This is a genomic window from Corynebacterium sp. KPL4072 (assembly GCF_037908395.1).
Classification (GTDB): Bacteria; Actinomycetota; Actinomycetes; order Mycobacteriales; family Mycobacteriaceae; genus Corynebacterium; species Corynebacterium kefirresidentii.
This window is the reverse complement of the sequence record NZ_JBBMGE010000001.1, coordinates 159,011-173,048: the sequence shown is the minus strand read 5'-3', so window position 1 is coordinate 173,048 and position 14,038 is coordinate 159,011. Positions and strand designations below refer to the sequence as shown.

General features: G+C 59.5%; 14 protein-coding genes. 7 read left to right on the top strand and 7 right to left on the bottom strand.

All coding sequences use genetic code 11. From position 1 onward, the window contains the following. Nucleotides 1-12: 12 nt before the first annotated feature. The gene (locus WMP97_RS00795; RefSeq protein WP_023021221.1) at nt 13-954 is read left to right on the top strand and encodes a hypothetical protein; all 942 of its coding nucleotides are present in this window, start codon (nt 13-15) and stop codon (nt 952-954) included. Here WMP97_RS00795 and WMP97_RS00790 read toward each other — a convergent pair whose 3' ends face one another. Continuing rightward, on the bottom strand, nt 955-1,605 hold the full coding sequence (locus tag WMP97_RS00790; protein WP_316360309.1) for a hypothetical protein: 651 nt from the start codon (nt 1,603-1,605) through the stop codon (nt 955-957). Nucleotides 1,606-1,713: 108 nt separating this feature from the next. Here WMP97_RS00790 and WMP97_RS00785 point away from each other — a divergent pair, with 108 nt between their 5' ends. Next, complete coding sequence (locus tag WMP97_RS00785; RefSeq protein WP_340439629.1) at nt 1,714-2,601, top strand: asparaginase; 888 nt, start codon at nt 1,714-1,716, stop codon at nt 2,599-2,601. Between the two features lie 4 nt (nt 2,602-2,605). Here the strand turns inward: WMP97_RS00785 and WMP97_RS00780 are convergent, their stop codons facing one another. Further along, complete coding sequence (locus WMP97_RS00780) at nt 2,606-3,994, bottom strand: DNA polymerase IV (protein ID WP_284798330.1); 1,389 nt, start codon at nt 3,992-3,994, stop codon at nt 2,606-2,608. A gap of 143 nt (nt 3,995-4,137) precedes the next feature. Between WMP97_RS00780 and WMP97_RS00775 the strand changes: the two genes are divergently transcribed. The 4 genes from WMP97_RS00775 (at nt 4,138) to WMP97_RS00760 (ending at nt 6,839) form a co-directional block, all read left to right on the top strand. Then, entirely contained in the window at nt 4,138-4,287 is a 150-nt protein-coding gene (locus tag WMP97_RS00775; protein WP_248099895.1) for a hypothetical protein, read from the top strand. Next, a complete protein-coding gene (locus WMP97_RS00770; RefSeq protein WP_340439628.1) occupies nt 4,277-4,900 on the top strand; it encodes a metallophosphoesterase family protein in 624 nt (207 codons plus the stop codon). The genes WMP97_RS00775 and WMP97_RS00770 overlap by 11 nt, the downstream gene beginning before the upstream one ends. Nucleotides 4,901-4,965: 65 nt before the next feature. Continuing rightward, nucleotides 4,966-5,610: a GntR family transcriptional regulator gene (locus WMP97_RS00765; RefSeq protein ID WP_248099891.1), complete on the top strand. Its 645-nt coding sequence runs from the start codon at nt 4,966-4,968 to the stop codon at nt 5,608-5,610. Next, nucleotides 5,607-6,839 (top strand): MFS transporter, encoded by a 1,233-nt coding sequence (locus WMP97_RS00760; RefSeq protein ID WP_248099889.1) that lies wholly within the window; start codon nt 5,607-5,609, stop codon nt 6,837-6,839. The genes WMP97_RS00765 and WMP97_RS00760 overlap by 4 nt, the downstream gene beginning before the upstream one ends. 69 nt (nt 6,840-6,908) lie before the next feature. Here the strand turns inward: WMP97_RS00760 and ileS are convergent, their stop codons facing one another. Next, nucleotides 6,909-10,079 (bottom strand): isoleucine--tRNA ligase, encoded by a 3,171-nt coding sequence (ileS, locus tag WMP97_RS00755; RefSeq protein WP_301731919.1) that lies wholly within the window; start codon nt 10,077-10,079, stop codon nt 6,909-6,911. A 288-nt stretch (nt 10,080-10,367) separates the two neighbouring features. On the opposite strand from ileS, the gene WMP97_RS00750 reads away from it, so the two are divergent. Further along, a complete protein-coding gene (locus WMP97_RS00750; protein ID WP_023021212.1) occupies nt 10,368-11,369 on the top strand; it encodes an HNH endonuclease signature motif containing protein in 1,002 nt (333 codons plus the stop codon). Nucleotides 11,370-11,418: 49 nt separating this feature from the next. On the opposite strand, the gene WMP97_RS00745 is transcribed toward WMP97_RS00750, so the two are convergent. From WMP97_RS00745 to WMP97_RS00730, 4 genes are all read right to left on the bottom strand, one after another. Next, nucleotides 11,419-11,640, bottom strand: coding sequence for a zinc-binding dehydrogenase (locus WMP97_RS00745; RefSeq protein WP_200288871.1), 222 nt, complete (start codon nt 11,638-11,640; stop codon nt 11,419-11,421). 99 nt (nt 11,641-11,739) lie between these two features. Next, nucleotides 11,740-12,915 (bottom strand): DivIVA domain-containing protein, encoded by a 1,176-nt coding sequence (locus tag WMP97_RS00740; protein WP_340439627.1) that lies wholly within the window; start codon nt 12,913-12,915, stop codon nt 11,740-11,742. Nucleotides 12,916-13,119: 204 nt separating this feature from the next. Next, a complete protein-coding gene (locus WMP97_RS00735; RefSeq protein WP_023021209.1) occupies nt 13,120-13,413 on the bottom strand; it encodes a YggT family protein in 294 nt (97 codons plus the stop codon). A gap of 76 nt (nt 13,414-13,489) precedes the next feature. Then, on the bottom strand, nt 13,490-13,942 hold the full coding sequence (locus tag WMP97_RS00730) for a cell division protein SepF (RefSeq protein WP_023021208.1): 453 nt from the start codon (nt 13,940-13,942) through the stop codon (nt 13,490-13,492). Nucleotides 13,943-14,038: the final 96 nt, after the last annotated feature.

Sequence of the window (14,038 nt, the reverse complement as noted above, 5' to 3'; positions counted from 1 at the left end):
ATTTTGGTAAGCGTGTTTCGAGTCAAAGTTTTTGCAGCCCTGACCACAGCCGCCGTAGCGCTTACGGCGTGTTCCTCTGAAAAGCCAGGCCCGGCGGTGGAACAACCCGTAGGCCTGACCATCGACGCCCCGCGCGTCACCGTGGATAATCCCGGAACCGGAGAGAAAAAACTCCTGGAATACCGCGATATCGACTCCACGCAGGACCTAAACTACCGCGTTACCGAGGGCTTTGCGCAGGACCTGCTCAAAAAGTCCGCAGCTGAGAAGTTTCAGGCCGCCGACGTCGATTCCACCACTACTACCCTGCCGCTATCGGCCAAGGTAGAAAAGGCCAGCGAGGACGTCGAAGACCAGCTACCAGCCAGCCGCAATGCCTTCGTCACGGCCGGAACTCCAGAATCTACCGGAGATAAAGACGTCTCCTCGGCGGAGGGATTCCAATTTGGTTGGCGTGGCCAGGACACCGGCCAGATGAATTCGCTGCGCTTAGCCGCGCCCCAGAATGCCACGGATGATGCCCGCGGCTCCGTCGAACAAGCGATTATGAAGCTGACGGCCCTACCCGTAGTTTTCCCTACCGAGGAGGTGGGCAAGGGCGCGAGCTGGTCGGTGGATTCGCGCGTGACCGGCGAGTCTACCCTGCTGCAGACCACGCGCTATACGGTCGATTCCATCGATGGCGACCGAGTGAAACTAAACGTAGAGGTAGAACAGCGGCCCTCGCTAGGCGCACTGTCCTTTGAAGGCCAAGCCCAGGGCACGGAGCTGGAGAACAAAGAGCTCAAGGTTTTAGATTCCAGCACCAAATCCAAGGGCAGCATCACGGTGGATTTGAGCAAGCCGCTGCCCGTAGACGGTGACGTGTCCTTCGACACTAAGGTCATTTATGGTGCCGCCGGCTCGGAGCTGCGCGTGGTGCAGTCGAGCCTGACGGAGCTGAACTTTTCCTAGTTACTCGGCCGGGGCTTCTACAGGAGCCTCTGCCGGGGCCTGCTCGGCACCAGCAGCGGGGGCATCGCCTTCCGCGGGTGCACCGTCGCCCTCGGCCGGAGCCGGGGCAGGTGCGGAGGCACCGGCGCCAGTGTCCGCACACATTTCTGGAACTTGCTCTGGCGGCACCGTGTTTTGGATAAGCGTGCAAGCCCAAGCCTTGGAAAGCTTCCAGGTGCCATTTTCATACACAAACTCCACCTGGTCTGCGGCCTGCTGCTGACCATCAGCGGTGGTGAAGTTCACGGTGGTAAGCACGGACTGCGGGTCATAGCCCGGCAGTACAGGATCCACGACCTCGAATTCAGCGCCGGATTCCGCCTTGGATTTTGCCATGGTGTCAAAGATTTCCGGCGCGGTCTCGCCGCCTTGCACGGTGGAGGTCTTTTCTTGCTCGGAGGCATTGGGGTCGGTGGCCTTGGCCAAAATTGCGTTTAGGTCGGCCGGGGACGGCAGCGCGGGGGCGGCGGAATCGCCGTCCGAGGAAGCGGATTCCTTTGCCTCGGTGTTGGCGGCGGCGGAATTGTCCTGCTCATCGTCGGAAGAGCAGGCGGCCAGGGCGGTAGCCGCGGTCAGTGCGAGGCACGCGGCGCTAAACTTGCGGAATTTCAATTCTAACTCCTCACGTGTGGGTTCCAAACTCCCATCAGTTTACAGCTGCACCACCCTTTTCCGGATTGCGCCCGCCGCGTGGACGCAGATTTCTTTAACCTTAGGTACATGACCCGAATTGCTTTGATCGCCACCGGCGGCACAATAGCGTGTACCACCACAGCCGATGGTTCCCTTGTTCCCACCGTCTCCGGCGCGACCCTAGCCGCCGATATCGACGCCGAGGTAGTGGAGTTTCGGCAACTCGACTCCTCCTCTATCACTTTGGCGGACCTCGATGAGCTCATCGCGGTGGTTAATTCCCAAACGTCGCGGGAGGACATCGACGGTGTAATCATCACCCATGGCACCGACTCGATGGAAGAGACCGCGTTGGCACTGGAGATTTTCTGTAGCGGTGCAAAGCCCATCGTGCTCACGGGGGCGCAGCGTTCCTACGATCACCCCGCGGCGGACGGCCCTAGCAACCTGCGCGATGCCCGCGATCTTGCAGCCAGCGGGCGCGCCGGGGTGTTTATCTGCTTTGGCGGTGCGAGCATTCCGGCGCGCGGTGCGCGCAAGCGGCACACTAGTGACCTGCGCGGATTCGAGTCTCTGGGTATCCCTGGCACCACGCCGCGCCTAGCTCCTGCCCCGCTGGCGCCGCATCCGGTGGAGATCATCCCCGCCTATCCGGGTGCTGGGCGCCTGCTGGTTGATGCCGCCGCCACTTCCCCTACCTGCGGCCTCATTATCGAGGCCATGGGCTCGGGCAATATGGGCGAGGACATGGGCCGCGCGCTTGCCGACGCCCTCCGCACCGGCCTCCCCGTCGTCATTTCTACCCGCACGCCCTACGGCCCAACAGCGCTGGCCTACGGCGGCGACGGCGGTGGCGCGAGCCTTGGGAAACTGGGCGCTATTAACGCCGGGTCTTTCCGCCCGAGCCAGGCGCGAATCTTGCTGGCAGCGGCACTGGCCACTGGCACCGACCCAGCTGAGCTATTCCGACAGTAAATGCTTAGTCTTCGGCGGTGAGCCAATCCTGCCAATCAAGCGAGTCGAGCGGATCCGCCGGCACGAGCGCGGGGTCATCGGCCGCGAATGACTTGGTACGGCCGGGCCCCGTGGCACGGGTTTCAAAGCGCACGCTCACTACCCCATGCCCGGCGCCCTGAATCCAGCCGTGGCCGTATTCGGGGTGGAATACGTCCTGCGTTGCGTGCCACTGGTTATCGGTTTCTTCCTCCACCGTCACCGTCGGTGTCGGTACTGGCGGCGTAACGTCATCGCTCACCCCGGTTTCATAGTCCGTATCTGCCGGTGCGGGCCGCACGATTTCGCGGTCCAATTCCGGGAAGAGCACGTCCTGGCGGGCGGTTTCTAACCCGGAATAGCTTACTCCCACTAAGCGAATGGGCCCGAGCTCATCGGGATAGCGGGCGAGCTTGAAAGCGGCGGCGGTGAGCACGGCGGCGTCGTCAGTCGCGTACGGCAAGGTAGTTGAGCGTGACTCGATGTGAAAGTCCGCCATGCGCAGCTTCACCGTCACGGTGCGTGCGCCACGCCCGTCCTTGAGCAGCCGGCGGTGCGCGCCCTCCGCCGCGCGGGCTATAGCTGCATCGACCTCCGGCACGGTTAGCAAATCCTTCGGGTAGGTGTGCTCGGTAGAAATCTGCTTAGAAATAGCGCGCGGCGCTACCTCTCGGTCATCAATACCGCGGGCCAGCTGCCACAGCTGCAGACCTACCACGCTGCCGATAGAAATCTCCACTTCCTTGCGCGTCATCGCCGCGAGCTGTCCAATGGTTTCCACCCCAATGGAATTCAGCTTCGCGCCGGTCACTGGGCCGACTCCCCATAGCTTGTTCACCGCAAGCGGGTGCAACATCTCAAGCTGGCGCTCGGCCGGGATGACGAAGGTGCCATCGGGTTTCGCCTCGCCTGAGCCAATCTTGGCAAATTGCTTACCCGAACCCGCACCGATGGAGCACGGCAGCCCCGTCTCCTTACGGATGAGCGCGCGCAATTCATCCGCCCAGCGCTTGACCTCATCCGCGCTCGCGCCTTGCAGGGCGGCGGGTTCCATAAAGGCCTCGTCGATGGAAAGTTGCTCGATGACCTCCACGTGTTGCGCGATGATGTCGAATACCCGGCGCGAGGCAGCGGAATAGACCACTCGGCGCGGCTGCACCACTACCGCGCGCAGCCCAACGAGCTGCTGCGCGCGGTACATCGGCATGGCCGAATGCGCACCGTACACGCGCGCCTCGTAGGAGGCGCCTGCCACCACGCCGCGCCCGCTGGTACCGCCCACCAAAACCGGGCGCCCCTGCAGCGTAGGCCGGGTCAGCTGCTCGACGGAGGCGAAAAATGCGTCCATGTCGATGTGTAGAACCCAGCGTTGCATGCAGCCCAGTCTAATAGGCGTCCCCCAGAGCGTTTATGTGCCGTTAATTAAAGCTTTGATTGCTTTCCATCTTCGGGCCACTCCCCTGCAATGTCACGGTTTTATCTTTTACGGGTCCTTTTTAAGGAAGGCATTTTCTAGATATGAACTCACCACACGTAGTCTTGCGCGGCAGAAAGCGCGAATTCGCCGGCAATAAGGCCTGCCCCGAGACCAATCTCCGCGGCAAGTCCACCGTTGACTTGGTAGCTAGCACGTGGTGGCGCACCCGAAAGACCGCACATGCCCGCTAGCATCTTTGTCTTTGCCGATCTGCACCTAGGCCACCCTGACTCCCCTGGACTGCGCTGGGCCCTTCAAGAACTTGAGGCTGCCGCCAATAGCGGTGCTACGGCGTGCGTGTGCCTAGGCGATATCATCGACCGTAATGCCACAGCGAGCGAGTGTGTGCCCCAGGTCCGCACCGTTTTGGACCGTGCTGTCGAGCTTTTCAACGAAGTCCACTTCATTTCCGGAAATCACGATACTCACCATGAGCTAGACTTCCCGCCCGAGGTCACCGTGAATAGCACGCAAGTACATACCTTTCAGATTGGGGAGACCACAGTGCTTAGCGCAGCGGCCGCAACCGATCCGGACCTGCGCCGCCTCCAGCTTCCGCCGCGACCCAGCGACGCACCCTTTCTTGGCCTCCTGCACTCCTCCGTCACCGGCGAGTTTTCCCACGCCATCTGTCTACCACTTTCTGTAGACCAGCTACGGGCTTGCGGTGCCGACGCCTGGATCCTTGGACATGTACATTCGCCGCTCACGCTTGCCGACGCCCCCTTCATCGGCTGGGTCGGCATGGGCAACGGCTTACTCTTCGACCCCGATACGTGCCACGTCACACGATTGCCTAACTAGATTCGTTCCCCACAAAGTACACCTTCACGCTTGCTTGCATGCAAGCTTGTATGCAAGATGGATGCATGTCCAATGAACGAATGCAACCCGCTGCGGAGCGTGCCTATGACTTCGTCAAAGAGAAGATCATTGACGGCTCCTTCGAGCCCTCGCAGATGCTTTCCGAGGCCTCACTCGCTACCGAGATGGGGATTAGCCGCACCCCGATGCATGAAGCCTTTTTGCGCCTAGAGGTCGAAGGCTTCCTCCAGCTCTACCCCAGGCGAGGTGCACTTATCGTGCCGATTAGCCCGCAGGAAATCCGCGAGGTCTATGAGGCGCGCTTACTCGTAGACAGGCACTGCGCTGAGAAAATCTGCGCCATGCCTGATGCCGAGCGCGCGGACATCGCTGATCAGCTAGACGCGACCATCACGGAACAAGACACGGCATTGGATGGCGCAGACCTACGCGCCTATGCCCAGCTGGACGCACGTTTCCACCAGATCATCATGGATGGCGGGGCGAATAGCCTGCTGGCGGGACTGGGACACCAGTTGCGCGAGCGCCAACAGCGTTTTACCGCCACAGCCATTGGCCGCAACGTGGCCCGCGCCCGCACCTTCGTGGATCAGCACCGCACGCTTGCCGATGCCCTCCGCACCGGCGACCTCGACGCCTACCTTTCTGCATTGGATACCCACCTAACCAACTCGAGGAATCAACTATGACCGAAAAGTTTGCCAAACACTCATGGTTTCCCGTCGCCGGCAGCATGGTTGCCGTGGCGTGGGGAGGCAATGAGTTCACCCCTCTCCTAGTTATGTACCGCGAGCAATCACACTTCTCGCAGGTCACCGTCAACGGGCTCCTAGCCGCTTATGTGCTCGGCATCGTGCCTGCACTGCTTATCTCTGGCCCGCTTTCTGACTACATCGGCCGCCGCCCCACGATGCTGCCTGCCGCACCACTATCGCTTCTAGGTTCCTTCCTTCTATCCATCGCACCGAACGAGCCACTCGTCATCGCCGTGGGCCGCATCATGTGTGGCTTAGCTCTAGGCATCGTCATGGCGGTCGGCTCCACGTGGGTGGCGGAGCTTATCACCCGCGCCGGCGGCGACCCCGCCGCTGGACCGCGCCACGCTTCGATGTGCCTGACCCTCGGTTTCCTCATCGGGGCTGGCCTCGCCTCGGTGCTGGCCCAGTGGGGGCCATGGCCTACCCACCTAGCCTATATCCTGCACATCCTGCTCACCGTCGCCACCGCTATCTGGTTGATGAAGACACCGGAGACTCGCCCGCCACGTGGCGCTACGGTAAAAGACACCTTCCTTGACTTGAGCATCCGCGACATGCTGCGCATGCTGCACATTCCCTCCGCAGCACACCGCCGCTTCGTGCGCATCGTCTTGCCGGTAGCACCGTGGGTCTTCGGCTGCGCTGGTGCCGCCTACGCGCTCTTGCCCCAACTTTTGTCCAAGTCTGCCAGTGAAGCACCCATTGCTTTCTCCGGCCTCATGACTGTTATCACCTTGGGCTGCGGCGTTGGCGTCCAAATGCTCGGCAAGGTCATTGACACCAGCCGGTCCGCCCGTGCTTCCGCGGTGGCAATGGGAGTTATCACCGTAGGCACCATCCTCGGTGCGGTTGCCTCTAGTACCCGTTCGCTGCCGCTCGGTATCGCCGGCGCAGCCGTCATGGGTGCAGGATATGGCCTAGCCCTTGTCGCCGGTCTATCCGAGGTCCAGCGCATCGCCCGCCCTGAAGAACTCGCTGGCCTCACCGCCGTGTACTACTCGGTGTCCTACACCGGCTTCTTTATCCCCATGGCCTTCAGCGCGCTCGCCCCGCTGCTCGGCTTTACCACCCTATTCCTCATTGGCGCCGTGCTTGCACTGTGCTGCCTAGTTAACGCGGTCCTCGGCTGGCGCGCTCACCTGCCCGGTCCAGTCCGCTAAGTCCTATCACTCATGAAAATTGCCCAGCCACGCCGGCTGGGCAATTATTTTTAGGTGGCAGCTAGCGCGCTACTGCTTGACGACGGTAGCGCTAACCCCCTTAACCACCTCGTGCACGCCCTCGCCATCAAGCGCCTCGGTGGTCACTTGGAAGTCGGTGGCGAGTACTTCACCGGCTATATGGTCGGCGTGACGCTCAGCCCATGCCTTCTTCGCCTCCGGTACGGCAAGTACGGCCGCGATGCGATCCGAAACCTCGAATCCAGAAGCCTTGCGGGCGTCCTGGAGGCCACGGATAACGTCAGCAGCCCAGCCTTCGGCCTCGAGCTCTTCGGTCACCTCAGTATCGAGTACCACAAGGCCATCGAGCCCGTCGATACGCGCGGTCGACTTCGGGTTCGCCGCCTGCAGGCGCTCCGTGTACTCATCCGGACCAAGCACAATATCGCCGTCAACTACTACCTCATCGCTGCGGCGCTCATAGTTGCCCGCCTTAAGGTTCTTGATGGCGCGCTGCACATCCTTACCCAAGCGCGGACCAGCGACCTTGGCATTGCAGACTACCTGGAAGGTGCCCACCGAATCGACGTCATCGGTAAGCTCAACTTCCTTAACGTTGACCTCGTCGCGAATGATATCGGCAAAGCCCGCCAAACGCTGTGCCTCTTCAAGAGCCACCGTCAGCTTCGGCAGCGGCAAGCGGTTGCGCAGTTTATTGGACTTGCGCACCGACGATGCCGCCGAGGCCACCGCACGGGTCGTATCCATCGCAGACACCAGATCTGCATCGGCTGGGTAATCCGCGGCCTGCGGGAAGTCCGCCAAGTGGACGGAACGCTCGCCGGTTAGCCCGCGGTAGATAACTTCCGCCACGTGCGGCAAAAGTGGCGCGACCACGCGAGTCACGGTTTCCAACACGGTGTACAAGGTATTGAATGCCTCAGGATGGGCTTCCTCTCCCTCCCAGAATCGCTCGCGCGAGCGACGCACGTACCAGTTGGTCAAAACGTCTGCGAACAGGCGCACCTCTTCGGTTGCCGTAGCGATATCGGTATCGGCAAGCGCCGCGTCCACCTTAGCTACGACATCGTGGGTTTTAGCCAAGATATAGCGGTCCAGAACATGCGTAGAGGTGGTGTCGAACTTAGCTTCCTTTTCCGCGTAGAGCTGCAGGAACGTATAGGCGTTCCAAATAGGCAAGATAGCCTGGCGCACGCCCTCGCGGATGCCCTGCTCGGTCACGATGAGATTGCCTCCGCGCAGGATAGGCGAAGACATAAGGAACCAGCGCATGGCATCCGAACCGTCGCGGTCAAAGACTTCATTGACGTTTGGATAATTGCCCTTGGACTTGGACATCTTGAGGCCATCGTTGCCCAGCACGATGCCGTGGGCTACGACCTTCTTGTATGCCGGACGATCAAACAGCGCGGTGGACAGCGCGTGCATCACATAGAACCAGCCACGCGTTTGACCGGAGTACTCCACGATGAAGTCAGACGGCGAGTGGGTTTCAAACCACTCTTTATTCTCGAAGGGGTAGTGCTTCTGCGCGAACGGCATCGAGCCGGACTCGAACCAGCAGTCCAATACGTCCGGCACGCGACGCATCATAGACTTGCCGGTTGGATCGTCCGGGTTCGGGCGCACCAACTCATCGATGTGCGGGCGGTGCAGGGACTCCGGGCGGACGCCGAAGTCACGCTCCAGCTCATCCAAGGAGCCGTAGACATCCATGCGTGGGTAATTGTCATCATCGGACATCCACACCGGGATAGGCGCACCCCAGTAGCGGGTACGCGAGATATTCCAGTCGCGCGCACCCTCGAGCCACTTGCCAAACTGACCGTCCCGAATGTGCTCCGGCAGCCACTCGATCTCATTGTGGTTGAGCTCCACCATGCGATCGCGGAACTCGGTTACCTTCACAAACCAGGCTGGCAGAGCCATGTAGATTAGCGGCTCACCCGAGCGCCACGAATGCGGGTAAGAGTGCTCGATGGTCACGTGGCGCACCACTCGCCCAGCGGCCTTCAAGTCCTTGATGATGTCCTTATTGGCATCAAAAACCAGCTGTCCCTCATACGGCGGTACCTGCGAGGTGAACTTGCCGTCCTCGTCCACTGGGATAACCAGCTCGATATCGTACTGGTTAGTGGTATTCATATCGTCTTCACCAAACGCCGGAGCCTGGTGAACCACGCCGGTGCCATCCTCGGTAGTGACATAATCAGCGACCAATACCTGGTAAGCATTGCGCAAATCCGGGAAGAAACCAAAGATCGGCTCATAGGTAAAGCCCTCGAGCTGCGCGCCGGTAAAGGTCTCCAGTACCTCGGCCTCACCTAGTTCCTTTTCCAAGGTAGCCAGCAGGTTTTCCGCCATGATGAAGGTACGGCCAGCGAAATCACCCTCGGTGGCCTTAAAGAGCGCGTAGGTAACCTCTGGGTGAACCGCCAAAGCCTCATTAGAAGGCAAGGTCCAGGGGGTGGTAGTCCAGGCGAGGAAGGAGGCGTCGGCAAGCGCGGGGTGCTCCGCCAGCGTCTTTTCTGCCGCGCTTCCCTCACGAGCACCCTCCACAGGGAAGGTAACCGTCAGGGTCGGATCCTGGCGCATCTTATAGGAATCATCCAGTCGGGTCTCCTGGTTGGACAGAGAAGTATGCTCTGCCCAAGAGTAAGGCAGGACACGGAATCCCTTGTAGATCAGGCCTTTGTCATAAAGCTCCTTGAACGCCCACATGACCGATTCCATGTAGTTGATGTCCATGGTCTTGTAGCCGTTATCAAAGTCCACCCAGCGGGCCTGGCGGTTGACGTATTCTTCCCACTCGTCGGTGTATTCCAACACGGACTTAGCGCAGTATTCATTGAACTTTTCCAAGCCCATGTCCTCGATCTGCGCTTTATCAGTAATACCCAGCTGCTTTTCCGCTTCCAGCTCGGCGGGCAGACCGTGGGTATCCCAGCCGAAGACACGAGGCACGTAGTTGCCTGCCATGGTGCGATAGCGCGGAACGATATCTTTTACATAACCGGTCAACAGGTGACCATAGTGCGGCAAGCCATTAGCAAAGGGAGGGCCATCATAGAAGATGTATTCTGGGCAATCCTTTGTCTTTTCTAGCGAAGCCTGGAAGGTATCATCCTGCTTCCAGTACTTCTGAACTTCCTCTTCCATATCCGGGAAGCGACTTGAGCCTCCGGTCATGTCAACCTTGGGGTAAATCTTTTTCGCCATTACAATCCTTCACTCATCACTCGGTGCAGGGACGCGCCTGTCGGGCTCGCGGTACCACCCTGCTTGAGCCCGAAGGCTCCGCTTCGTTTCGGTGAAGGAGTTGACGGTCCCACCCGTTCAGTTCTACTAGGCCGCACTGGCTGTTCTTCTGAATTGCTCCCCGGTGATGGCCGGATCACTGCATGTAGCACAAAGTATAGCGCCCCAGAATCTTCGTGCACAATAAGTTATCCACAGGCTAAAAATTTTCCCTTGTGGGGGCTTGCGCGGGGCAATAAATTGTGAGTCGTGAACGCGCTAGATACTTACCTCGCAGCCATGGCACCTGGGATGGACATCGTCCTTGGGTGCGCAGGCATGTCTGAGGACGACCTCTGCGCACGGGGCGCTGCCGAAAAGACTGCCCGCGAGCTGGCCTTGTTAAAGGAAGCATACTGCGGCACGACCAAGTTCACGGGGAAACGTCGCCGCGCTATCGAAGGCGCCCAGCACAATGGGCATTCCATTGTTGCCTTATCCATCATTGAAAAGTATGCGCGGAAAATGCCTACGCTTTTCGACGCCTGGGTTCTCCGCGAACAACTCTGCACTACCAAGGCCACAGCAGGGGCGCTGGAGAAGCTGGCTCAGTCCAAAGTCCCGAAGAAAAAGCGCACCGTGAAACCAGGCGTGCGCATCATCCGACGCAAAGATGCTCCGTGGACGCTTGCGATCGATGGATCGTCTTCGTTTATTGCGGATTTGCACGCAGCGGTAGAAAACCAGAATAAAAAGCCGCTAGATGTGGTGGAAGATACCTTCTTCGGGGACGATAGCGCACAACGGAGCACCGTAGTAACCAATGTCATCGTGCGGCTGGAAGATTACGTACGCATCGTCAACGGTGACGGTGAGGAAATCACCCTGCAGATGACAAACGGGGCAACGCTTTCGGGTGCGCAATACTTGCGCCGCACGTTAAAGGAACATGGACTCATCACGCTGGTCAGCCCCTACGAAGGCGCGGTGAACCTGTATCGCACGGAGCGCTTCGCCAATGCTAAGCAGCGATTGATGGCGGGTGCAGAAAATCCTGTGTGCCCGTGGCCGCGGTGCGCTAAGCCCGCCGACGAATGCCAAATTCACCATTTGGACCCCTGGCTACAGGGCGGATTGACCAATATCGCAAACTTATCCACAGCCTGCGCCTACCACAATGGAGCCAACGATGACGATCCCAATGCCCCACCGCTACGCGGACGGCTTAGCCGCACGAATGGACAGATTCGGTGGCAGCCCCCTGACTGCTAGGACAAGACCGCGAAATAAGGCGCCTCGAGCGCCTTTTTGGCGTGCTATTTTAGTTCTCGCGTAAAGCCTCGCGCAAGGAATCTTGCTCAGGGTGTTGTGCTGCCCGGGCTTTATCGCTGCGATGCTTATGCGCCCAATCCAGAATAAAGCACACCAGACCGAGGCCAGCGGCGGCGAAGACGATATACAGCGACCAGTCGGCACCCGAGATGACGAAGTTGACCAAGGCTACGAATGCCACGAGGGCGAGAACTAAGGCGGCAACAAGCACAATGGTTCCTTTCGGTTAGGTCGGGATAGGGCACCACGGTCTAAAACAACAATAGCGCCCCCGCAGCGGTGGCGGGGGCGCTAGAGAGAACGCGGTGGCTTAGTTATTGCCAGCTTCGCCGTTCGGTGCGGCGGTGCCGCGAGTAGCCAGCTCTTCCAGCTGAGACTCGAGCAAGGTCTTCAGGCGAGTGCGGTACTCGCGCTCGAAGGTACGCAGCTCGGAGATACGAGCCTCCAGTGCGGTCTGCTGCTGCTTGACCGTGTTCATAACCTCGGTGTGCTTGCGCTCAGCATCGGCCTGCAAGGAAGCAGCCTTCTCCTCAGCCTGACGGATTTGTGCCTCAGCACGGGAGGACGCATCGGACTCGGTCTGCTTTGCCTTAGCCTCGGCGTCAGACACCAGCTTCTTGGAGCGGGAATCCGCGTCCTGCAGCTGGGCATCGTACTTCTTCTGGGCGTCGGCAAGCTGCGCCTTGGAACGAGAGTCTGCGTCGGTCAGCTGCTTCTCGGCGGCGGTGCGTGCCTCCGACAGCATGGACTCGGACTCCGCACGAGCCTCGGAGGTCAGGCGGTCTGCCATCTCCTGTGCCAGACCCAGAACGCGAGCGGCCTGCATGTGGGTTTCTGGGGTAGCCAGACCATCTGCAGCCTGAGCTGCACCAGCGCCTGCAAGGCCTGCAGCTGCAACGCCGGCCTTGGAAGAACCAGCTGCGGAAGCGGACTTCTTCAGCTCATCATTTTCCTTCTTGGAAGCCTCAAGGTCCTTCTTTGCCTGTGCAGCCTCTGTACGAGCTTCCTCGGCTTCCTTCTTTGCCTGTGCTGCCTCATTGCGGGCGGCCTTCAGGTCTGCAGAAGCGGAAGCGGCGGCAGAGCCGGTCTCCTGTGCCTTGGAAGCCTCAGCTTGGGCTGCCTTTACCTGCTCGCGTGCCTTCTTGGTTTCTTCCTTAGCACGGGACAGCTCGGACTTGGAGTCCGCCAGCTTGGTTTCGTACTCGGCGCGCAGCTTGGCCTCAATCTCCTTGCGCAGTGCAGCCTCATCGGTACGAGCGGAGGCTGCCGTTGCGGTACCAGCAGCACCGGCGCCAGCGCCCGCCTTGGCCTGAGAATTGAGATCGCTGACCTGTGCCTGTAGATCTTCGTTCTCATCCTGCAGCTGGGCAAGCGCATCCTCTACGAGGTCGAGGAACTGATCCACCTCGTCTTCGTTGTAGCCGCGCTTGCCAATGGGCGGCTTGCTGAACGCGACGTTGTGAACATCAGCTGGTGACAGTGGCATGTCTTCTCTTCCCCTTCAGGTTGATACAACCCCGGAGGTTCCAGGGCCTTAGGAGCTGCGGTTCAGGTCTAACTAAACCTTCCCCACAAAGGTACATGTGGTTCATAATACGGGTTATCGCGATTTATCGTAACCAAACGACCACAATAATCGACGCCCCGCCGAGTCTCAACGTTTACCACAGGTTGCGAGGCGACGGGGGTGCTAACCGAAAAATACGATTTGCAAGATTCGTGTAAGTATCGAAAGCAAAATAAATAGCACGAGCACCGATACGTCGAGGGCCACCCCGCCCATCTGGAGCGGCGGGATCAAACGGCGTAGCGCCTTTACCGGCGGATCCGTAATTACAAACAGTGGCTCCGCCACAACCATAAACCAACGTGGCGGGTTAAACTGCCGGGAAAAGGATTGAATCATCTCAATGATGATGCGGGCGATGAGAACCCACGTATAAATCCGCACGAGCAGGATAAGAATAATTCCGAGTTGTGTCACAATAACCGAGCCTATCTAATAGACCCCCGCAGGTGCCCAATCGGCACCCCACGGGGGTCAAGAAAAACTTACCGCTTTAGCGCAGGCCAGCGGCGCGCTCGAGCTCGTGCCTAGCGATGTCCGCAGACTTCGGCACGATAGAAAAGACCTTGCGCTCGGTATCCAATCCCTTGGTGAGGTTAAGCATGCGCCCTTCCAAGCCGAAGCAGAGACCGGCAGCGAAGTCGATGAAGCGCTTTGCGGTGGCCTTGTCGGCGTCGGTAAGCTCAAAGACCACTGCGTCGCCGTCGCGGAAAGGCTCGCCCACCTTGGCAGCGTCATTGAAAGACGTCAGCGAAATAGCCACGATGGTCGGCACAAACTCTTCTTTCACCGGAGCAGGCTCATAAGACTGCGGAGCACGACGCGGGGCGTAGGCGGAGGAGGCATTTTCGGAATAACGCGGCTCCTCGCTGTAGTAGGCATCGTCTTCTTCGATGTCCACCGGGCCCAGCCCGAAGAAATCCTTCGTCTTATCAATGAATGACATTTTTGGGTCTCCCTCTGACCTAAATTTGTACAAGTCTAAACGCGCAAAATGTGTCTAGTGTGACTCATGTGATTTACGCTGTGAAATGCGCTTTTG